Below are 21225 nucleotides of genomic sequence, written 5' to 3'. Positions count from 1 at the left end.
TATGAAAGATGATGAAAAAACATGATGCACATCAGATGCTCGTAGCGTGCATAACCGAGCATAAAGCGGATTTTTACCGGCTTGCTTTCAGCTATGTAAAAAATCAAGAAGATGCGCTTGATATTATGCAAGAATCGATTAAAAAAGCACTCATTTCAATAGACAATATCAAGGATATTCAATCGATTAAAAGCTGGCTTTATAAAATTGTTGTACGAACAGCAATCGATTTCCTGCGCAAGCATAAACGTTTAACGCTTATGGACGATGAAGCGCTTGAGTACTTGAGCAGCGGACGTGAAGATCAGTATGAAGATATCGATTTAAAGCAAGCAATGGATCAGCTGCCGGTTAAATATAAAACCATTATTGTTCTGCGGTTTTTCGAAGATTTAAAAATGGACGAAATTGCGGAAATCATTGAGGAAAATGTAAATACGGTAAAGACAAAGCTATACAGAGGGTTGAACCTGTTGCGGATTACGATGACGGAGGAGGACTTAGAACAATGAATGATAAAATAGAAAAGTTAAAGAAGCAGTATCATGACATTCCTATTCCAGAGGAATTAGATGATGTTGTTGCAAAGGCACTTTCTTCACATCCACGTAAAAAGAAATCCTATATTTGGCCGAGCGCGATTGCGGCAGCAGCGATGATTTTTATCACAACAGTGAATGTGAGTCCAGATGCGGCAAATGCAATGGCAAAAATTCCTGTGCTTGGAAAAGTAGTAGAAGTGATCACATTTGATGAACTAAAGCAAGAAGAAAAGCATTCTCGTATTGACGTGAAAACACCATCGATTTCAGGCTTGGAAAACAAAGGTCTTCAAACAAGCTTGAATGAAAAGTATATAAAAGAAAATGAGCAGCTGTATGAACAGTTTAAAAAAGAGATGAAAACATTACAAAAAGGAGAGAAAGGAAACGTGGCTGTCAGCAGCGGCTATGATATTATGACGGATACCGATGATTTGCTTGTGGTTCATCGATATGTGGAAGAATCGAGAGCTTCAACGTCGAGCATCAATCAGTACGACACGATTGATAAAAAACATGAAGTGCTCGTAACGCTTCCAAGTTTGTTCAAAGATAAAAGCTATATAAAGGTCATTAGTGAAAATATTAAACAGCAAATGAAAGGTCAAATGAAACATGAAGAAGGCAAAATCTACTGGCTGACTGAAGAAGATATGGATCCTTTTAAAGAGATTGCTGAAAATCAAAGTTTCTACATTACAAAAGATCACAAGCTTAGAATTGTATTTGATAAATACAAAGTCGCCCCAGGATATATGGGAAACATTGAGTTTGAAATTCCAACGGACGTTATTTCAAACCTTCTGGTTGGTAAACGGTATATTCATTAAAAAACAGGTGTGAACGTTCAGCGTTCACGTCTGTTTTTTTACATAAAGAAACGTTTAAATTTATTTTTATGCAAAATAAGTTGAAATATATAAGCAATCATGTATAATATTTTGTATATATTTTCATTCTTTTTGTTTATAAAGTCTTAGGGGAAAATGATGTGAACGGTTGCATTTCTAGAGAGGAAGTGAAGAGGTGAAACGCACGTTAAATCAAGATACGATTAAAGATGCCATGCTGTTTAACCAGCTTGTGATGCAAGTAAGCAAAGCTCTTTGGAAGTCTACTGAGAAGGATTGGGAACAGTGGGTTAAGCCGTACGATCTGAGCATTAATGAGCATCACATTTTGGGGATTGCTTATCAGCTGGAAATTGCATCGATGACTGACATTTCAAAGCTAGGCGTCATGCATTTATCCACAGCTTTTAACTTTGCAAAAAAATTGCACTTGCGGGGCTATCTTACCCTTTCTAAAAATGAGAAAGATAAGCGGAATACATACGTACAGCTCACAGAAGAAGGAAAAAAGATGTTTTTAAAAACGCTCGAGGATTATAATCCTCTTGAAAATCCTTTGTTTCAAGGAGCGATGCCGCTGCGAGATGTTTACGGAGAGCTGCCTGACTTTGTTGAGCTGACGGCTCTGATTCGAAGCATATACGGAGAGGATTTTGTCCAGTTTATCGAGCGTTCTTCTCAAGAGCCCGCTGCTAGCTTAAAAAAATAAAAAAGCCTTCTTGTGCAAGCTGAGAAGGCTTTTTTGCATATCAACTTTTTTCAGTTAACCGTTCAAGTTCTTCTGAGGAATGGGCCATCTTCTCAATACGCAGAGACAGCTGCTTCAATACATCGGCTATTTTTTCAAGCTCTTTTTTGGTTAGCACGGTTTGCTGTTTGTTCTCCGTTGTTATGCTAAGAACGTTCGTGAAAAAAGAAGTAATGTTGTTCATATTGTCAGCCGTATCTTTTGTTAATGTAGCGACTTCTCCGCCTAGCGCCGAGACGCTTTCGATTTGTTTTTGAATGTCTCCGATAAAAGTGGAAATATTAGCAATAGATTTCTTCGTTTCTTCTGCAAGCTTCCGTACTTCCTGTGCCACCACTGCAAATCCTTTTCCATGCTCGCCCGCTCGAGCAGACTCAATCGAAGCGTTTAATGCTAATAAATTCGTTTGCTCCGCAATAGAAGTAACAATCGAAACGATTTGATGAATTTGCTGTGATGTATGTTCGAGCGTTTTCATTTTGTTTTGAATGAGCGACGTATTTTTTTGTATGCTTCCCAGCATGTTTTGTTCTTCTTTTAATTTTGCTTGACTCGTAACGGATTCCTTCTCAATGACTTCTGCTAGTTCAGAGCTTTTGTTTGCATAAGAAACGACGTCAGAGGACTGGTTGTGCATTTGATTCATAAATGTCTTCGTTTCTTCAGATAGCGAAGAAAGGATAGATGATGTACGAGAGATTTCTAGCTGAATTTTCTCTTTTTGAGTCTGAAGTCCAGCCCGCTGCTCGTCATATTCAAGCTCATAGGCTTTTAACACAATTTGCTGTTCTAGACTAATAAGCTTTGTCATACTTGCAATAAAAGCCAGACATTCTTCTTTTGATTCCATCCTACGTTCACATACTGAAAGAAGTGATGTAAATAAATTTTGAAATGCGCACAAATACCAGTTTGGCTCAAGTCCAATTTTAACGTGCATCTTGGAAATTTTTTGACGTTTTACCACAAAAGCATCGTCTATTTGTCCATCAAACATTTCTAAAATATGCCGTTTTAACGTTTGTTTTAATGCATGGACGCTGCTGTGCTTTTCGATAATCGCAACCAAATGGGCCTGTTCGCCAATAGCTTTGTAAAAATCGTTCACGATCTCTTCGATGGCATTTAGCGCGTGAACTTGAAATCCGGCAATCCGTTCGAGATCCTCTGCTGTTAAGGAAATCATGTTAATCTGCTTTTTTATCATCGGGTCCGATACATGAAGCTTTACAGTGATGGATTCGACAGCGGCTGCTTCGGCGTGCGCTTTGTTTCGTTTAAACCAATTCATGTTTATCACCTTTATTTGCTAGAATAGTTGTTTTTCTCTTCTTCTTATATTTCGGCGTTTTACATCCAAGAGTTGAGGGTGTTTAAGAAGATTGTTATCAAATTGTTATCTTCTATTAATTGAATTGTTATCCGCAGATGGTATGGTTGTACGGTGCTTAAAACATGATTCGGGGAGGAAACGAAATGAAAAAAATGCTATCGGCGCTTCTTGTAGGAGGAGCTTTATTTGCAAGTCCGGCAATGGGACATGCTGCGTTTGGCGACACGGTTTTAAAACAAGGGATGACAAATGATGATGTTGAACAAGTTAAAACGGTGTTAAAAGACAAAGGATTTTTAAAAGGCGAAGTATCGCGTTATTTTAATTATGAAACAAAAAAAGCGGTTATGGCTTTTCAAGAGAAACATAACCTAGAAGCAGATGGAGTTGTTGGAGAGAATACATACAATGCATTAGGTAAAGGCGGCGTTGTAGAAGGCGAATCAGAAGTGAATACGGATAAAGTAATCAGCAAAGCAAAATCCTTAATGGGCACGCCGTACAAATGGGGCGGCACTACACCTTCAGGATTTGACTGCAGCGGATATCTTCAGTATGTATATAAAGAAAGCGTAGGCGTTGATATTCCCAGAACGGTTGAAGATATCTATAAATCAGGTGAAAATGTAAGTGAACCGCAGGTAGGAGATCTTGTGTTCTTTGAAACGTACAAAGAAGGCCCTTCTCATGCAGGCATTTATCTTGGAGACGGAAAATTTATTAACGCATCGTCTTCTAAAGGCGTGACAATTAGCGATAAAAATTCAAGCTATTGGAAAGAGCGCTATATAGGAGCAAAGCGTATTGCAGCCAACTGATTCTTCATTTAATAGATAAGACAAGACAAAGCTTAGGAGCTTTGTCTTTTTTTTGTTTAGGTTTCAGTAGGTAGGAGGAAGTAGGAAGTAATCATATGCAAAACGGGCTAGTCATGTGCGTATTTGTATGGAAATATAATAAAAGTTCTGTCACCTTTCTGATAAAGCTTGTATATATTGATAAAGTAATCTCTTAGGTTACGTCAATTGTTGTAGGTAATTTGAAGGGATAACAGTATAAAAAGGAGGAACAAACTTTATGTTTTTTTGTTGTTACCGTCGCTATATAGAAAAGATAAAACACCTGTTGTTTTCAAATCGATTTGCTGAATTTATTCAGGAAAACACAAAGAAAGCAGTAGAAGAAGTCGTTTATTCTGACACGTTCAAAGAATACGTAATAAGTATTATTAAAGAATCTCAAGAATCACCTTTTAAAGAAATTGCCGAGCAGTATATCGGAAAAGAAGTTGTGATTGAAACAACGGCTGGTCCACTAGAAGGTGTCGTGACATTTGTAGGAGATGATTATTTAGAATTAGTAGAGTCTCCAACATCAACAGTATTACTTCCATTTACAAGCATTGTTACTATTCAAGGCGCTTAAACGAAAGGAGAGAAAAGTATGTTTCAAGATACATTACGAGAAAATGTTGGCTCATTTGTGCAAATCATCACAGCTATTGACGTTATTAATGGAACACTGCTTGCTGTTACGGATGCAGCGGCTGTTGTACGTACATCAAGCTCATATGGTGAGCCAACGGACGTAACCATTCCACTAGTAGCCATCACGTATGTTCGAATTTTCAGCGGAGTTGAGTGAGTTTGAAAGTATCAGTGATTATTCCAGCCTGTAACGAAGAAGATTCATTATTACCGGTGCTTAAAGAAGCTCAAAAAATAAAGCCGTTTGAGATTATTGTCGTAGTAAATGGATCTAGTGACGCAACTAAGGCAATAGCCGAGGATGCAGGCTGCCGCGTCATTTATTATGAGGAAGCTCTTGGCATTAATATCGGAAGAGCCATTGGGGCTAAAAAAGCAAAAGGAGACATTTTGCTTTTTTTGGACGGAGATATAGCGGTTCCTCATGAGGAGCTGATGAAATATACGAAGGCTATAGAAACCGGTCATGATATAGCGTTAAACGACCTTACGTGGATTATGAAACGAAAGGTGCGTCCTCATTCTGTTTCCATTGCGAAATACATGCTGAACTTATGCTTACAGCGTGAAGATTTATCCGTTCAAGCATTAACAGCCATTCCTCATGCCATAAAAAAAACATCGGCTGCGGAAATTGGATATGAGAATTTAGCTCATCCCCCGCTCGCTCAAACGATTGCTCTTTTAAAAGGAATGTCAATCGTTGCACCGTGTTCTTCAGACGTTATTTATACAAATAAGATTAGAACCACCCACAAAACAATTCCTACCAATTCACCTTTTCCTATTTCCACTAATTATATTATTGGAGATCACATTAAAGCGTTAGCTCATCTTATCGAAGAAAAAGGCATAAGAGGCGGACTAACAGACGGCGATCGAAATCGAGACGTTGTTTCCTCTTATACACCAAGCGTGAAGCGGAAAGCAGGCGTTAAGTACAGTGCTGTTATTCCAGTAGGTGAAGAAAAAGAAACGATTGCAAACGTTATTAAAGAAGTAAAAAAAGCCGGAGTGGAAGAAATCATTGTGGTTGCCAACGGGGCAGACGAAGTGACGGTTAAGCGAGCAATTGAAGAGGGTGCTACTGTTCTTCATTACAAGCAGCGGCTTGGGCATAACGTACCTCGAGCAATCGGTGCGATGTACAGCAGCGGTGAGATTTGCTTGTTCATAGATGGAGACATTGTGATTTCCGCGGAAGATTTACGGCGGTTTTTAGAAGCAGCTGACCAAGGCATTGATGTAGCGCTTAATAATTTAGAATGTCTGCTTGACGAAGTGCATCCTATTCACTCGGTAAGTGCTGCGAAATATTTTCTGAACCTTGTCTGTAAACGTCCTGATTTAACGATTAATACAACAACGGCGATTCCGCATGTAATTAAACGGGATGTAATGGAGAAAGTGGGCTATGATTCTCTTATCATTCCACCTTTATTTCAATTAAAAAGTATCATGTACGGCTTTACGGTTCATCCTGTTCATTTTGTAGATGTGGCGCGAACGAACCGGATTCGAAAAGAGCATATGAAAGTCAAAGGTCTAGCAGCATCAACTCAGCGAATTCTAGGAGATTATGTAGAGGCCATGGCGTACTATATTAGCCAAACTAGCGAAAGAGGCGAATTTCTTCCGGACATACGAAGACATGATCTTTTGTTTGAGGTGTTGAAGAATGAATAAAAAAGTTGCCGTTATTGGTCTAGGGTATGTAGGACTGCCGCTTGCTCTTTTGTTTGCTAAGAAAAACTACACCGTGATTGGACTTGATATTGACGTTCCAAAAATTGAAGCGCTAAAACAAGGAAAAAGCTATATTCCAGACGTACGTAATGATGTGATTCAAAGAGAGAAAAACTTTCAAGCATATGAATTAAAAAAAGGTATTTCCGCATTTCAAGCATGCGATTATGTAGTGGTGACCGTGCCAACTCCTATTACAGAGAATCATAATCCGGACTTAGGACCCGTTATTAGCGCATCTACGTTTTTGAAAGAATATATGGTAAAAGGACAAACCGTTATTTATGAAAGCTCTACCTATCCAGGCACGCTGGAAGAAGTCGTTTTACCTATTTTAAAGGAGTCTGATTTGCAAGCAGGAGTTGATTTTTATTTAGCTTATTCTCCAGAGCGAGTCGATCCAGCAAACAAGTCGTACGACATTGAGTATATTCCAAAAGTGATTAGCGGCTACAGCAAAGACTGCCTTTATCACGTGCAGACGTTTTATGAAAGTATTTTTCAGCAAGTCGTACCTGTTTCTTCTCCAAAAGTAGCGGAAATGTGCAAGCTGTTTGAAAACATTCAGCGCCTTGTCAATATTTCGTTGGTGAATGAAACAAATGAACTGTGTGAGGAATTAGGGATTGATTTTCATGAGGTCTTACAGGCGGCATCTACTAAGCCGTTTGGGTTCACACCGTATTATCCAGGTCCCGGAATTGGAGGACACTGCATACCCGTTGATCCGCTTTATTTTTTATGGAAACTAAAGCAAAATGGGTTAACAAGCGAACTTATTGAAGCTGCTCATCATATTAATGAAGAAATGCCAAATAAAGTAATTAGACGTGTTGAAAAGCAGCTCGCAGCAAATGAGAAACGCGTGTTTGTTGTAGGCATGGCGTATAAAAAAGACGTAAATGATATGCGTGAATCGCCGGCGCTGACGGTATGTGAAGGTCTTTTAGCAAAAGGATATGAGCTGACGTATCATGACCCTTACATTGACTCCGTTATATTAAATAAGCAAGTGTATTTCTCTGTCCTGCTGACAAAAGAAGAAGTTAAAAAAAGCGATGTTGTACTTGTGTTAACCGATCACAGTCAAATCGATTGGTCGATTGTAAAATACGCAAAAAAAGTTGTGGATACAAGAGGTATTTTAAATGAATGAAGCCGCTGAATTGTTCAGTGGTTCTTTTTTTAGGGGGGATATCAATGAAAACTCTTTCTGTCGTTCTGCCCGTTTACAATGAAGAAGAAACGCTAAAAAACGTGCTTAAGCAAATTAAAAAAGTGAACGTGCTTGAGATTATTGTGGTCGCAAATGGCTGTACAGATGCTTCAGTAAAAATAGCGAAAGAAGAAGGGTGCACGGTAAAAGTAATAGAAAAGCGTATGTCTCCACATGAAGCGAGAATGGAAGGGGCAAAGACTGCCAAAGGAGATGCCGTCTTGTTTGTAGACGGAGACATTATTCTTTCAGCTTCCGAGCTCGAGCGTTTTGTTCAGCCGCTGTTATTTGAACATAGCGATGTGGTGCTAAACAAGTGGGGGAAAATGAAAATGAATGCCTTTAACCGCAGCGAGCTGATGTGGAGTACGGTTATGCATCATGCGATTGGGAAGCCTCACCACGCCAACGCTTATTTAAAAGCGCCTTACGGGGTGCTGTTAAACGTGTTGAAGAACTACTGGGAGCTGCCGCCTCTTTCGTTATTTGTGACATTTTTAACACAGTACCGCGTAAGTATGTCTATGTCGATTGAAACACAGGGGAAAGGAAGCTTTCGTCCATTTGATCGCCCGCTGCGCAGCAAAGAGCGAATTCAATCCTACCAGCAGCTTCTTCAAACATACTATACGCTGGCGTCAAATCGTAAAAGGCGAGTGGATATGCTTGCGCAGCCCATTCCAGTTGTTGAGCACGGCTGGGGGAAATTATCTTCTTTTTATGGAGGCAAACAGCTGTCTGTTATTGTTCCGGTTTGCAACGAAGAACAAACAATCAAACAAGTGATTGCAGAAGCAAGAAAACTTGAGCCGTTAGAAATCATTGTCGTGATTAACGGTTCCACTGATCAGTCGGAGGCGTATGCCAAAGAACAGGGTGTCAAAACCCTCGTCTACGATGGGCGGTTAGGGCACGATTGCGGAAGAGCTGCGGGGGCCCTTGCAGCAACGGGAGATATTCTTCTTTTTATAGACGGGGATTTTGTTCTTTCAGCTCAAGAGTTGTATCCGTTTGCTTCAGCGGTAGCGAGCGGCGTTGATGTAGCTTTAAACGTATGTGAAGATGAAGCGAAGCTCACGCATGTTGTACAGGGGTGGAAGTACGTGTTAAATGAAACGGTAGGAAGAAAAGATTTATTAATGAGCTCGATGACAGCTGTTCCTCATGCCATAAGCAGAGAGTGCCTGCAAAAAATCGGAACCGAATCTCTTGTGATGCCGCCTTTTGCTCAAGTAAAAGCGATAATAGAAGATTTTCATGTGCAGGCCGTTCACCATGTTGACGTAAATAAATTCAATCGGTTTCGATATTCTGAGCACCTGCCATTAAAGAACCATTCTCCTACAGCAGAACTCATTATTCATGACCATATTTTTGCTTTTCTCTCTTATCTTCAGCCTGACTGAGCAGGGAGTATTGCCTTACTTTCAAAAGAAACGTTTAAAATGAGATAAAGAAATTTGCTGATATCTTGTTTTTCTGTTCTAACCCCTTGAATTTGTTCACAGTTGTAACTAAAATTGTTACATGTGCAGACAAAAGTAAAAAAGGAGGAAAAGAAATGAAAAGCTATCAGCTTGGAACGTTTTTACTTCGTCTTATGTTAGGGCTAACGTTTTTTATTCATGGTCTTGGCAAATTCCAAAGCGGTATTGATAATACGGTCGGTTTTTTCCACAGCATGGGCATTCCTGCGTTTTTCGCTTATGCGGTTGCGGTTATTGAATTCGTAGGGGGAGCCGCTATGATTCTTGGATTTCAAACGCGTTTAATCGGTGTCTTGTTTGCGATTGTGATGATCGGTGCTATTTTTACAGCGAAAAGCGGTGCTGGTTTTACAGGCGGCTATGAGCTTGAGGTTGCCCTTTTTGTCGTTTCGCTTCATATGATTCTAGCAGGAAGCGGCGCGTACGCGTTAGACAACCGATTACAAAAACCAGAAGAACATTATTCTTAAAAAGGTAGGCGCTATGCGCCTACCCTTTTTTGTAAAATATATCCTTCTATCGATTCATTTTTATTAAAATATACAGCTATCATTTTTAAGGAAATTCGTATATATGGTACTATTTGGTCATAGATGACTAGATAGTCATTCTATTTGAACGATACGGGGAGGTTTTAACATGAAAACAGAAAGAGAAAACGGAATTGTCCGTCAAGTGAATACGATTCAAACAAAAGAAGAACGCTTTAATCCTTTTTCATGGTATGAAGAGATGAGAAACACCGAGCCTGTGCAATGGGATGAAAAAAGGCAGGTATGGGATGTTTTTCACTATGACGGGGTCAAAGAAGTGCTAGAACAAAAGAATATTTTTTCTTCTGATCGAAGACCTCCACAAAACCAAAGACAAACTGCTCTAGGAACGAGCCTAATTAATATTGATCCGCCTAAGCATGCTGAAATGAGAGCGCTTGTTAATAAAGCTTTTACGCCTAAAGCAATGAAAGCATGGGAGCCTAAAATTGCGCGTATTACAAATGAATTATTACAAGAAGTTGAGCATCTTGAAGATATTGATATAGTCGAGCATCTGTCCTATCCGCTTCCGGTTATGGTAATTGCCGATATTTTAGGCGTGCCGATAGAAGATCAGCGTCAGTTTAAAGATTGGTCGGATATTATCGTAGCCGGTCCTTCTAATAACGAACGTGAAACGCTCGAAAAACTCCAGCAAGAGAAAATGAAAGCAAATGATGAGCTAGAAACTTACTTTTATCGAATCATTGAAGAAAAACGCACGCGTCCAGGAGATGATATTATCTCCCTGCTTCTTCAGGCAAAAGAAGAAGGGAAACAGCTAACGGATGAAGAGATCGTCGGTTTTTCTATTTTGCTACTGATTGCTGGAAACGAAACAACCACAAATTTAATTTCAAATACGATTTATTGTTTAATGGAAGATAAAGCTTCTTTTGAACGACTCAAACGAGAGAAAGAACTTTTGCCTTCTGCGATTGAAGAAGTTCTTCGCTATCGTTCACCCGTTCAGGCTCTTCACCGAATCGTAAAAGAAGATGTGACTCTTGCAGGCAAGAAACTAAAAGCGGGCGAACACGTCGTTCCATGGATGGGATCTGCGCATCGAGACGCGGAGTATTTTGAAGATCCGGATGTATTTAAAATCGATCGAAAGCCAAATGTGCACATGGCATTTGGAAGAGGCATTCATTTTTGCTTAGGAGCACCCCTTGCTCGAATAGAAGCAAAAATTATGCTGGCCGAGCTGATTGACCGCTATCCGCAGATGGACTGGAGCCCGTCATTTGAGTTAAAGCCAATTGAAAGCACGTTTGTGTACGGGTTAAAAGAATTATTGATTCGTAAAAACGTATAAAGAAGACTTCCCACAGGTCAATTTCACTGACCTGTGGGAAGTCTTTTTTTTATGTAGATTCACTCTAGCGACTATTCTTATAAATTTTTGAATTCTTATCAGCAAATTTCTTATATCCAGTAGGTAGGATACGACCTGTTACTTCGTACGTTATTTATAAGAAGGGCAACGATTACAATTACAATCGATCCTATTAAAACGGGATTGATAATATAATTCCAAGAAGAAGCGCCCAAGATCACAACAATGGGGTCTGCTCCTGCGGGTGGGTGAGTTGTTTTTGTAAGCATCATAAAGAAAATGGCTAGGCCGACTCCTATCCCTAAAGTGTAAGGGTTATTACCGAATAAATGATAGATGGTTAACCCCACCAAAGTCGCTACTAAATGCCCTCCAATAATATTTCTGGGCTGCGATAGAGGAGCGTTCCAAAGTCCAAATGCTAATACACTGCTGGCTCCAAAAGGGGCCATAAGCCAAGGGCTTGATGTAAGCTGAGTCAGTATAGCTAGAAGTAAAATACTAACCGTTCCACCGACTAAGCCTGTAACTGCATCTTTTACGTCAATTTTTAAAGGGCTTCTCGCGGTCGTTATCATTTTAGAAAAATATGATTGCGTATATGAAATGTCTTCTTTTGCCGACGCTTTAGGTGAACTATTCATCTTTATATAAAAACTCCTTTATTTTTCAATTATTTTAACTCTTTATAAATTAACCTGTCAATAATGATTTTAATGGTTATTTTTTGCGAGGTGAAAAAAGCTTGAATTCATGATTAGAATTCAAGCTTTTTTTCACCCCTATCCTTTTTATCTTGAAAACGCGCCGCTTTTTGCCTGTTCCCGCAGATTTTCATCGAGCACCATTTACGTCTTCCAGTTGTATCAATAAATAACAATACACAGTCAGGGTTGCTACATCTTCTTATTTTGTTTAGTTGGCCTTCACTGATTAACTGCAAAGCATCTAATGATAGTAAGGAAAAGAGTTTATTTACGATGCTCCCGGTTGGGATTTGTACCAATTGCTGTGCATGAATTTTAAAAACATAAGGAGCTTTTTCAATATTTCTTTCTAAAGATAATATCCACTTATTATCAATGGAATTTCCATCTGCTATTGATTCAAAGTTGTTTCTTAAACACAATCGAAAATCATATATAAGATGTAACACTTCTGTTAATTCACTTTGAGACATAGTCAATATTGTTTTATCAAGAGAAGGGATCTCTTCACACATTATATGAAGCCAGTCTAATAAATCTTGGTCTTCACTTAGTAACTCGTGACGACGGCCATGACTGACGGCTTCAGTATTTACTAAATTGAGCGAAAGAAAAGGGGAGATTAAAGGGAATTTTTTTCTTTTATTCATATCGTTTCTCATTCCTTACTCTTTTTCTGCTTGAATTCTTGCTTCAGCAATTTTATCGGTATGATCATATCCCCATTTAAACATCAGCTCGATAATAGGGATGAGCGTTTCTCCAAAAGGTGTTAAATAGTATTCTACTTTAGGCGGGACTTGTTTATAGACTTGGCGGTGGATAATTCCGTCGCGCTCGAGTTCGCGAAGCTGCAGCGTGAGCATTCGCTGCGTCACGCCGGGAATGAGTCTGCGCAGCTCATTAAAGCGCCGGCGTTCCTTCGATAATTGATACAAAATGACGCTTTTCCATTTGCCTCCGACTACATCAACGGCTGCTTCCACAGGGCAAGAATAGCCGTGAGGCTCCCATTTTGTTAAGTCGTATTTCATAGTGATTACTCCTTTTATCAGTGAGTTCAGCTGCATTTGTGCTGCTTATACTATAGCACGTCTTATTTGATAAAAACATGGATATGATTTATAGAATTATTGACGGAAAATTAAAAAAGTAATGGAAATAATTATGAGTTTGTTGTATGATGAAACTATGAAAATAACTTTTCTATTAAAAAGCGGATTTTTTGAAAGCGCTTTATTTATAAAGAACAACAGGGGAAAGGGCGGAGGAACGATGAAAAGGTTTATCAAAGTAGAAAAAAGAAATCATGTGGCGGTTGTACGAATGAATCAGTCAATGCTTAATCGTTTGAACAGTGAAGTCATGTATGAGCTGCAAGAAACGATGAATGAGCTGCAGCACGATGGGTCGGTTGGATCTATTGTATTTATGGGACAGTACTATAAAATGAACGGAGATCATAGAACAGCCTCTTTCCTACGTGAAGAAACAGGAAGGCTTTATCAGCCAATTCATGCAGTAACAGCTCGAGCGATTTTTCAGCGTATTTCATGCAGCTCCAAACAAACGATTGCGCTTCTTACAAACTTTACGTTTGGCGGAGGATATGAGTTAGCTTTAGCATGCGACGTACGAATTGCGGAAGAACCTGTGCAGCTCAAGTTAACAAACGGCATGACCGTTAGTGCGCAAGAAGCGTGCAACATGGGCAAAGTGCAGCACATTGTGCAAAAAGGAAAAGGATTAGAATATTCACTTACGCTGAACGCATTAGAAAAGGAAGCTTAAAAAACGCTTTCACTTTATTTTTATAAAGTGAAAGCGTTTTTATTTTGTTTTGTTGATAAAAAGGTATTGAAAATTCTGAAAAAAGGAGTAGAATGATAACAAATCTACTTATTTTAAATAAGCAAAGGAGCTGGTATCAATGCCATTCATTTTTAAAGAAGCGGTAGTCGGATTGTTTACAGCGGCAGCAGCAGGTTTACTGGCGTTTCAAGGGGTAGAAGTGGTGTCAGCCATCATTCATCTGCTAACTTTTTGGAAACAGTAATAGCTAATAAGTAGAGGAACGACCTATAAAGATAAGGGGCTTGAGACTTTCTCAGCCCTTTTTGTTGTGGAGTTCATTATTTTTCAGTATACTAACGGTGGAAATTAAGACATAATATGGTTACATAGCAGGGATTTACGAACTCAGTAGGGAAGTATGTAGACTCTGAAAAAAATAAACAACGATCGCTTTTACCCGGTAACAAGTTTTGTTATCGGGTAACGTGTGTAAGGGGTGTGGATAAGTGAAAGACAAAAATTTAACAGAAGAACAGCAGCGAGTTGATTGGGTAGTAGAAGAAATCAGCCAAAAAGCTGAAAAAATAGGTAAAAGCGTAGGAAACGTAAAAGGCGAAATTGTCGATTTGCGAAGCACGTTTTGGGACGATGTTACGGTTAATATGGATGAGCCAGATGACGTGATTGAGACATTTACGAGCATTAAGCAGCAGGCAGAACTTTTAGCTGAACGTGAAATTACCCATAGACAAGCGTATGATCAATTAAAAACATTAAAAAAACTAACGCAATCCCCTTATTTTGGACGTTTTGATTTTATAGAAAATGGTGAAAAAGAAGCAGAAGCTATTTATGTGGGCGTGGGCTCTTTAATGGATCAAAAAGATGAAGAGTTTTTAATTTATGATTGGCGTGCGCCTATTTCGAGTCTTTATTATGATTATTCACCGGGAAAAGCGCAGTACGAAACGCCAGGTGAAGCGATTAAAGGCGAGATGAAGCTAAAGCGTCAGTTTATTATCGAAAATAGCGTAATTAAAAGCATGTTTGATACAGGAATTACTATTCGAGACGAGCTGCTTCAAGAAGTGCTCGGACATAATGCAAGCAGTCAAATGAAAAGTATTGTAGCGACCATTCAAAAAGAACAAAACCAAATTATTCGAAATGAAAAAAATAAAGTGCTGATCGTTCAAGGAGTAGCAGGGAGCGGTAAAACGTCTGCGGCTCTTCAGCGCGTGGCTTATCTTCTCTATCGTCACCGAAAGCAGCTGACTGCAGAAAACATGATGCTGTTTTCACCAAATCCGCTTTTTAACAGCTACGTCTCAACCGTTCTTCCGGAGCTTGGAGAAGACAATATGAAACAAACAACGTTTCAGCAATATGCCGATGGCCGGTTAGGAAACGAGTTTGAAGTGGAGGACTTATTCGTTCAAATCGAATATTTGCTAACGGAAAAAGATGCCGCAGCAAAAAAGCAAAAAATGCAGGAAATTCGCTACAAGGCAAGCCGTGAATTTAAAAAGCAGGTAGATGCGTATATCGAAGAACTGTCTACTAAAGACATCATTTTTAAAAACATTAAGTTCCGCGGCGAAATTGTTTTATCCGCTCGGCGTTTGCTGTCTTATTTCTATTCGCTTGATACGGTAATTTCCATACCCAACAGGATGCAGCTCGTAGCTGAGTGGGCGCTTAAGCTCATTAATCAGCTTGAAAAACTTGAGCGCAAAAAAGATTGGGTTCAAGAAGAAATTCAGCTCTTAGAAAAAGAAGATTATGTAGAGGCCTATCAGCATCTGCAGAAAAAGGAAGGCTATACGGAAAGCTCATTTGATGATTTCGACCGGGAACAAGCGTATTTAGCCAAAGCCGTTGTAGCTAAGAAAATGAAATTTATTAAGCAGGCGATCAAGCAGCTTAAATTTATCGACATTCGACGTATCTATATGCAGCTGTTTGAAAGGAGTCACCTTTTTCTACATGTAGAGGGATGGGAAGACACTGCTAAAAACACGGTGCAAAGTGTCATGAACATGAAGCTGTCTTATGAAGACGTAACGCCTTACTTATATATAAAAGATCAACTTGAAGGACGCAAAGCCAATCCTGTCATTCGCTATTTGTTTATTGATGAAGCACAAGACTATTCACCGTTTCAGCTGGCGTTTTTAAAAGAGCTGTTTCCGCATGCCAGAATGACGCTGCTTGGAGACTTGAATCAAGCGATCTATGCGCACGCCTTGAACGCACCGACCATTCTTTCAAGCGAACTGTACGAAGAGAAAGAAGCAGAAACGCTGACTCTTACGAGAAGCTACCGATCAACACGTCAAATTGTCGAGTTTTCAAGAGATATGGTGACAAATGGTCATTTAATCGAGCCGTTTAATCGAGACGGTGCAAAGCCAACCGTTACGGCTGCACATAACGTCCAAGACCTTCATGAGGCAATCATACACAAAATTAATGAATTGAAGCAGCAAAACTATAAAACGATTGCCGTTATTGCCAAAACAGCTGAGGAAAGTCTTCAGGCATTCCAAGCACTGCCTGAAGCGATGTCTGCAAGGCTGCTGACAAAAGAAACAAGTTCATTTGAAAAAGGCATGCTTGTTCTGCCAGCTTACTTAGCAAAAGGAATTGAATTTGATGCCGTCATCATTTACAATGCATCGAGTGAATGTTACCAGGATGAATATGAGCGAAATTTATTTTATACAGCATGCACAAGAGCGATGCATGAGCTGCACTTGTTCTCACTTGGTGAAATCAGCCCGTTTATATCAGATAAAGAAACTTATGACTATCAAGGTCAATAAAAGAAGGAAGCCTACTGGCTGCCTTCTTTTATTGACCTTCAAAATGCAGCAAATACTTCACTAAATAAAGGCCTGAGTTTGTTTTTTCTTGAAGAGGAATAGTCAGGCATGTGACGTAATAATACCCGTTTGGAATGTCATAGCTTAAGGTTTCAGATAGGACGCTTTTGATTTCGATCCCATCGCTTTCGACGTGAAAAGGAAGGCGAGTGGTCTTTTCAGCTTTTGATGCGTCTGGAGTTTCGTTTACCCATACTTCAATAATGGCTCTTGTGTTTGATACGGCTTCAAATGAAATAGCTTTATCGTCTGCGACATATCCTTTTTGAATATCTTCATCGCTCCAGTCGTGATGGGGCTTTGGCTGTCCTTTTTGAAACAGCGTAAACTGATGATAAGACATGGTTAGCTCTTGTTCTTTCCATTTTGTTTTCATGATTTCACCTCTTCAAAGTAAAGCTTGTTCTGCTATTATTGAACGATAAATTGTACGCGTGTACCATCTGGATACTGTTCTAACTGATTTCCAACCCATGAGCCGGCTCCACGGTTATCAGAAGGCGAAATATAGCGAATTTCAGCTCCTGCTTCGCCTTCTTCACACATAGCCATTGGCCATTCATCACGGTCATAACCTGTTTTTGTCGGATATCCTTTCAGGGATTCTTCTCGGTTCGCTTCAGCACCGTCGCGATCAATTGTGCAAACGGAAGAGTGCCCAGCGGCAATCGCGTCACGAATATGATCACCCGTTTCAGGATATCGGTCTAACGGAAAATAAAGTGTCGCATCATAATTTACTTCAGCTTCCGTTTTTTCAGGAGCTAAAAAAGCTCCATGTCCCATAAACCCTAAAATACATGCCATGATGAATAGACTTGCTATTAATTTTTTCCCGTATGTAGCCATCTCAAACCTCCAGTGTAAGTCGTTTTTACAGCTTAACTATACTCTCAGATTGCTAAGTTTAGATTACAAGACAATAAATACGGTGTAAACAAGTATTAACATTTATGTTAAACTTCCTTTACTTGACATCATACCCTGATAGGTATAAAGTTGTGTATACATTTACTTCTTGCGTACAGCTTAAAAGCAAGAAGCGCAATTATGCATGAGCGGAGGTAGTAGTATGATGGAATATGATAAGCAAGTTAAAAATCGTTTAAAACGTATTGAAGGTCAGTTAAAAGGTGTCTTAAATATGATGGAACAAGGAAAAGACTGCCGTGACATTGTGACACAGCTCTCAGCAGCCAGAAGCGCAATTGATCGCACGATGGGTGTTATTGTCAGCACCAATCTTGAACAATGTGTAAGAGAAAGTATTGAAAAAGGCGAGAATACCGAAAACTTAGTAAAAGAAGCAGTAGAGCTGTTAGTAAAAAGCAGATGAGACATTCGTTTCATCTGCTTTTTGCTTTTATTGTACGCTGCTCATAAGGATAAAAACCGCTGTTCCTAAACACAATACGGATAGGAACAGCGGTTTTTTAGGTTTATCTCGTTTTAAGAACAGGAAAGATATATGGAGAGAAAGGAGGAGGTCAAGGTGAGTGATGACAAAAATTCACCAGCATATAATCATACGGAAATTCATCATAAAATTGAGGCTTCTCCAAAAGCGCCGGGAATCAAAGCCGCTTTTCGCTTTAACCACGCTTCTTCTCCGTGGGTAAGAGGAATCAGCTCAGGCTTGTCTTCAAGCCTGCCGATTTTGATAGGGATTTTGTTTGATCATTTGCAGTACGGACTCATTGCAAGCATTGGCGGCTTTACATATTTGTATACAAAAGATGAGCCTTATGCGCAGCGTGGCGTTAAGTTATTTTTAGCTTTGCTTGGCGTTACACTGTGCTTTACACTCGGCTCGTTATTTGCTGACGTAGCTTGGATGAAAACTATTTTATTTGGTGTTATTGGAGCTGTATCGGTTTATGTTTTCGGAGCGTTAAAAATTCCAGGACCTTCTGCCATGTTTTTTGTCCTTTCATTTGCTGTGAGCACGGGCATTCCAGCGCCGAATTTGCAGGCTATTTTTTTGCACGCAGGACTCGTTTTTTTAGGAGGGACACTATCTTGGTGTATTAGCATGAGCGGCTGGCTTATTAACCCGCGCGGACCTGAAACTGCCGCTGTGGCGAAAGCGTATAGGCAGCTAGCTTCATTTGTCGGGTCTCTTGGTACGGAATCGTTTCACGCCGAGCAGCATAAAACGGTTGTCGAGCTTCGAGCAGCGGAAACAGCGATGAAACAAGCGAAAATTAATCGAAAAAAATCATCGTTTGCGCATCGTCTGTTTTTATTAAATCAAAAAGCCGAAGGGCTATTTATCTTTGTGATGGCCGCTGCGAACGATTTTAATCCAGCTGTTTCTAAAAAAGCACAGGCGGTGATTGAAACGTTCGCATCCGAAATGGCCACGTTAAAAAAGCATAAAAAAATTCGAGACGTTCGAGAAGAAATTGAAGAGCTGTCCATCAAAGAAGAGCTGCGTACATTGCTATTGGATGTAAATGACGTTCTTCAAATGAAAGAATTAAAAGAAACAGAGTATATTCAATTTTCACAAGGCAGCGTAAAAACACGGTTAAAAGCTGCTTTTCACAAACGTTCGTATGTGCTTAAAAATGCTTTGCGCTACGGAATTATTATGATCATCGCCGCAGCCGTTGCCTACACGACAAATATTCCAAGGTCTTACTGGATTCCGCTTACGTGCGCGGGAGTAATGCTTGGAGCAACCGTTCGTGCAACGGTTCAGCGAGGTATTCAGCGCTCTGTCGGAACTATTTTAGGTATTTTAATTGGAACCGGAATTTTGATGCTTGAACCAACGGGAATCGTCATTGCGCTCATTGTCTTCGTGCTTCAGTCAACGATTGAAATTGTAATTGTCAAAAACTACGCGCTCGGCACGCTCTTTATCACACCGAATGCTCTTTTAATTGCTGAAAGCGGTCATCCGGATAAAGCGATTAGCTACTTTACGTCTGCTCGAGTGATTGATATTGTCATTGGTTCTGTTATTGGAGTGGTCGGCACGGTATTAATTTTCAAACGAGCTTCTTCGCTTCGTTTGCCATATTTACTTGGAGATGTGATACGAAAAGAAGGACAGTTTTTAGAAATGCTAAGCACCGAACAAGATGAAGAAAGAATTAAACGAGAAAGAAATAAGCTTCAAGGAGAACTCGTTAATCTTCGGGCGCTGTACGACAATGTGATTGGAGAATATTCTAAAACGGCCGTCAAACTAGAAGGGTTGTGGCCTGCAGTTGTCGCTACACAGCAGTTAGGTTATATGCTTCTTGCTTCGTTTGAAGGATATGAGCTGTCAGAAACGGAGAAACGAGAGCTTCAGGAAACATTTGCTCAGCTAGCTGCAGCAGCTGAGCAAAAACGAGCGCCAAAGCTTTCAAGTGTTCCGACCCTGAAACACTACCCTATTATTCAAGGGGAAATCGTCGCTTTATATGAAAGTCTGCAGGTGGAAATATAAAAAGCACGGAACCCAGGGGCTCCGTGCTTTTGTTTTTACATATCCACAACTTCATTTACCGTTTTATTTACATCGTCACGCGTCATTTTTTCTTTTCCTTTCATCAAGGCGTTTAATGTTCCGTCAGCAAGCGCTAACGGAATTTTACAGAAATGAAGGATCGGAAGCGATTTGACATCTTCTAAATATTTCTTTCCTAGTGAAAGATTGCGGCGAGCGTAGGCAAACATATCTTCTCTGCTCCAATTGTTAGGAAAGAAGCTGACTCCGCGCTCTGAATCTTCCGAGGTATTACGCAGGATATTAACAGACTGCAAGCCGCGTCCAAACGCAATAGCTAATTCCTTGTCTGTTTCCGTACCGTCATACCATTTCCAAATGTCATTAAGCATCACACCTACTAGACCAGCTACGTAGAACGTATAGTCATCTAAATCCGCTTCATTTTGAATATGCCAGTCTTTTTCTACCCAATCGGCCATTCCTTTGGCCATAATAGAAGTTGCATCTAATACTTGATCTGCAACTCCAGTCGGACAAAGCGCAATCCAGTTGCCGAGCTGAAGCGTTACGTCAGGTAAATCAGCTTGATAAGGACCTACTAATGCCATGTACTCGTCTTCGTTAAAAGACTTTTTTAACAGGTCACTAATGGCGTAAAGCAAGCGGCTTTTTACACCGGCTTCTAGCTCAGGGTGATCTTCAATTTCATCAATTGCCCTCATACATAAGTAAGCAGATCCTACTGCATCCTGCAATTCTGCCGGCAAGTGGCTAATTGGAATAAAAAATGTTCGGCTTGTCTCTTTTAACATCACCATTGCGTTGTCGCGTAATTTGTTGGGTACACTCATTGATAACTAGCTCCTTTTTACATATCCACATGTCAAATTAGTTTAAGTTTTCATCTTATATACTATAGTAACAAAAAATGAGCATTTAATGGAGTTTAAAGATTACTTATTAACGATATTGTCATTATTTTGTAGTATTTGTACAGGGAAACTTGTAACATATACAAGTTTACACTACGATAATACTCGTTCATTCTTCGTTTTACAGAAATAAATGGTTTATTTTTAAGAAAATTGCTGTCATGCTAATGAATTAGA

General features: G+C 39.7%; 23 protein-coding genes. 16 read left to right on the top strand and 7 right to left on the bottom strand.

The window, feature by feature from the left end:
- Positions 1-11: 11 nt before the first annotated feature.
- The 3 genes from OK414_RS20370 to OK414_RS20360 all read left to right on the top strand — a co-directional run bounded on the left by OK414_RS20370 (position 12) and on the right by OK414_RS20360 (position 2102).
- Entirely contained in the window at positions 12-512 is a 501-nt protein-coding gene (locus tag OK414_RS20370) for an RNA polymerase sigma factor (RefSeq protein WP_205663078.1), read from the top strand.
- Positions 509-1372 (top strand): RsiV family protein, encoded by an 864-nt coding sequence (locus OK414_RS20365; protein WP_034649569.1) that lies wholly within the window; start codon positions 509-511, stop codon positions 1370-1372. The genes OK414_RS20370 and OK414_RS20365 overlap by 4 nt, the downstream gene beginning before the upstream one ends.
- A gap of 196 nt (positions 1373-1568) precedes the next feature.
- On the top strand, positions 1569-2102 hold the full coding sequence (locus OK414_RS20360) for an HTH-type transcriptional regulator Hpr (RefSeq protein WP_013084563.1): 534 nt from the start codon (positions 1569-1571) through the stop codon (positions 2100-2102).
- A 40-nt stretch (positions 2103-2142) separates the two neighbouring features.
- Here the strand turns inward: OK414_RS20360 and OK414_RS29930 are convergent, their stop codons facing one another.
- Entirely contained in the window at positions 2143-3432 is a 1290-nt protein-coding gene (locus OK414_RS29930; protein ID WP_319638208.1) for a globin-coupled sensor protein, read from the bottom strand.
- Positions 3433-3617: 185 nt separating this feature from the next.
- Between OK414_RS29930 and OK414_RS20345 the strand changes: the two genes are divergently transcribed.
- The 8 genes from OK414_RS20345 to OK414_RS20310 all read left to right on the top strand — a co-directional run bounded on the left by OK414_RS20345 (position 3618) and on the right by OK414_RS20310 (position 11264).
- The gene (locus OK414_RS20345; protein WP_034649575.1) at positions 3618-4292 is read left to right on the top strand and encodes an NlpC/P60 family protein; all 675 of its coding nucleotides are present in this window, start codon (positions 3618-3620) and stop codon (positions 4290-4292) included.
- Positions 4293-4551: 259 nt separating this feature from the next.
- Positions 4552-4899 carry a DUF2642 domain-containing protein gene (locus tag OK414_RS20340; protein ID WP_034649577.1) on the top strand — a complete coding sequence of 116 codons (348 nt, stop codon included), beginning with the start codon at positions 4552-4554 and terminating at the stop codon, positions 4897-4899.
- Positions 4900-4917: 18 nt separating this feature from the next.
- Complete coding sequence (locus tag OK414_RS20335; protein WP_013084559.1) at positions 4918-5118, top strand: hypothetical protein; 201 nt, start codon at positions 4918-4920, stop codon at positions 5116-5118.
- Positions 5119-5120: 2 nt separating this feature from the next.
- Positions 5121-6647: a glycosyltransferase family 2 protein gene (locus tag OK414_RS20330; protein ID WP_034649579.1), complete on the top strand. Its 1527-nt coding sequence runs from the start codon at positions 5121-5123 to the stop codon at positions 6645-6647.
- Positions 6640-7863: a nucleotide sugar dehydrogenase gene (locus OK414_RS20325; protein ID WP_263044990.1), complete on the top strand. Its 1224-nt coding sequence runs from the start codon at positions 6640-6642 to the stop codon at positions 7861-7863. Before OK414_RS20330 ends, OK414_RS20325 begins: the two co-directional genes overlap by 8 nt.
- A gap of 44 nt (positions 7864-7907) precedes the next feature.
- Positions 7908-9329, top strand: a complete 1422-nt coding sequence (locus OK414_RS20320) for a glycosyltransferase family 2 protein (protein WP_095378635.1) — start codon at positions 7908-7910, stop codon at positions 9327-9329.
- Positions 9330-9484: 155 nt separating this feature from the next.
- A complete protein-coding gene (locus OK414_RS20315; protein WP_013058570.1) occupies positions 9485-9880 on the top strand; it encodes a DoxX family protein in 396 nt (131 codons plus the stop codon).
- Positions 9881-10049: 169 nt separating this feature from the next.
- On the top strand, positions 10050-11264 hold the full coding sequence (locus OK414_RS20310) for a cytochrome P450 (protein ID WP_034649587.1): 1215 nt from the start codon (positions 10050-10052) through the stop codon (positions 11262-11264).
- 110 nt (positions 11265-11374) lie between these two features.
- Here OK414_RS20310 and OK414_RS20305 read toward each other — a convergent pair whose 3' ends face one another.
- The 3 genes from OK414_RS20305 to OK414_RS20295 form a co-directional block, all read right to left on the bottom strand.
- Positions 11375-11929: an HPP family protein gene (locus OK414_RS20305; RefSeq protein ID WP_263044989.1), complete on the bottom strand. Its 555-nt coding sequence runs from the start codon at positions 11927-11929 to the stop codon at positions 11375-11377.
- A 113-nt stretch (positions 11930-12042) separates the two neighbouring features.
- Complete coding sequence (locus OK414_RS20300) at positions 12043-12642, bottom strand: CGNR zinc finger domain-containing protein (protein WP_047930826.1); 600 nt, start codon at positions 12640-12642, stop codon at positions 12043-12045.
- Positions 12643-12657: 15 nt separating this feature from the next.
- Complete coding sequence (locus OK414_RS20295; RefSeq protein ID WP_263044988.1) at positions 12658-13026, bottom strand: winged helix-turn-helix transcriptional regulator; 369 nt, start codon at positions 13024-13026, stop codon at positions 12658-12660.
- Between the two features lie 241 nt (positions 13027-13267).
- Between OK414_RS20295 and OK414_RS20290 the strand changes: the two genes are divergently transcribed.
- The 3 genes from OK414_RS20290 (at position 13268) to helD (ending at position 16611) form a co-directional block, all read left to right on the top strand.
- A complete protein-coding gene (locus tag OK414_RS20290; protein WP_034655000.1) occupies positions 13268-13783 on the top strand; it encodes an enoyl-CoA hydratase/isomerase family protein in 516 nt (171 codons plus the stop codon).
- A 139-nt stretch (positions 13784-13922) separates the two neighbouring features.
- Positions 13923-14048, top strand: coding sequence for a hypothetical protein (locus OK414_RS20285; protein WP_016765178.1), 126 nt, complete (start codon positions 13923-13925; stop codon positions 14046-14048).
- Between the two features lie 244 nt (positions 14049-14292).
- Complete coding sequence (helD, locus tag OK414_RS20280; RefSeq protein WP_263044987.1) at positions 14293-16611, top strand: RNA polymerase recycling motor HelD; 2319 nt, start codon at positions 14293-14295, stop codon at positions 16609-16611.
- 28 nt (positions 16612-16639) lie between these two features.
- Here the strand turns inward: helD and comJ are convergent, their stop codons facing one another.
- Complete coding sequence (gene comJ, locus OK414_RS20275) at positions 16640-17047, bottom strand: competence protein ComJ (protein ID WP_016765176.1); 408 nt, start codon at positions 17045-17047, stop codon at positions 16640-16642.
- Between the two features lie 35 nt (positions 17048-17082).
- Positions 17083-17457: a NucA/NucB deoxyribonuclease domain-containing protein gene (locus OK414_RS20270; RefSeq protein WP_263045151.1), complete on the bottom strand. Its 375-nt coding sequence runs from the start codon at positions 17455-17457 to the stop codon at positions 17083-17085.
- A 289-nt stretch (positions 17458-17746) separates the two neighbouring features.
- Between OK414_RS20270 and OK414_RS20265 the strand changes: the two genes are divergently transcribed.
- Both OK414_RS20265 and OK414_RS20260 read left to right on the top strand, forming a co-directional pair.
- Positions 17747-18007 carry a metal-sensitive transcriptional regulator gene (locus OK414_RS20265; RefSeq protein WP_013058561.1) on the top strand — a complete coding sequence of 87 codons (261 nt, stop codon included), beginning with the start codon at positions 17747-17749 and terminating at the stop codon, positions 18005-18007.
- Positions 18008-18163: 156 nt separating this feature from the next.
- Positions 18164-20113 carry an FUSC family protein gene (locus OK414_RS20260; protein ID WP_263044986.1) on the top strand — a complete coding sequence of 650 codons (1950 nt, stop codon included), beginning with the start codon at positions 18164-18166 and terminating at the stop codon, positions 20111-20113.
- Between the two features lie 35 nt (positions 20114-20148).
- Here the strand turns inward: OK414_RS20260 and OK414_RS20255 are convergent, their stop codons facing one another.
- Positions 20149-20967 (bottom strand): squalene/phytoene synthase family protein, encoded by an 819-nt coding sequence (locus OK414_RS20255; protein ID WP_013058559.1) that lies wholly within the window; start codon positions 20965-20967, stop codon positions 20149-20151.
- Positions 20968-21225 lie beyond the last annotated feature (258 nt).

Origin of the sequence: Priestia sp. JV24 (assembly GCF_025910025.1) — a bacterium.
GTDB classification, from domain to species: Bacteria; Bacillota; Bacilli; order Bacillales; family Bacillaceae_H; genus Priestia; species Priestia megaterium.
The sequence above is the reverse complement of the archived record's forward strand: the minus strand, read 5'-3'. Positions and strand labels throughout refer to the sequence as shown.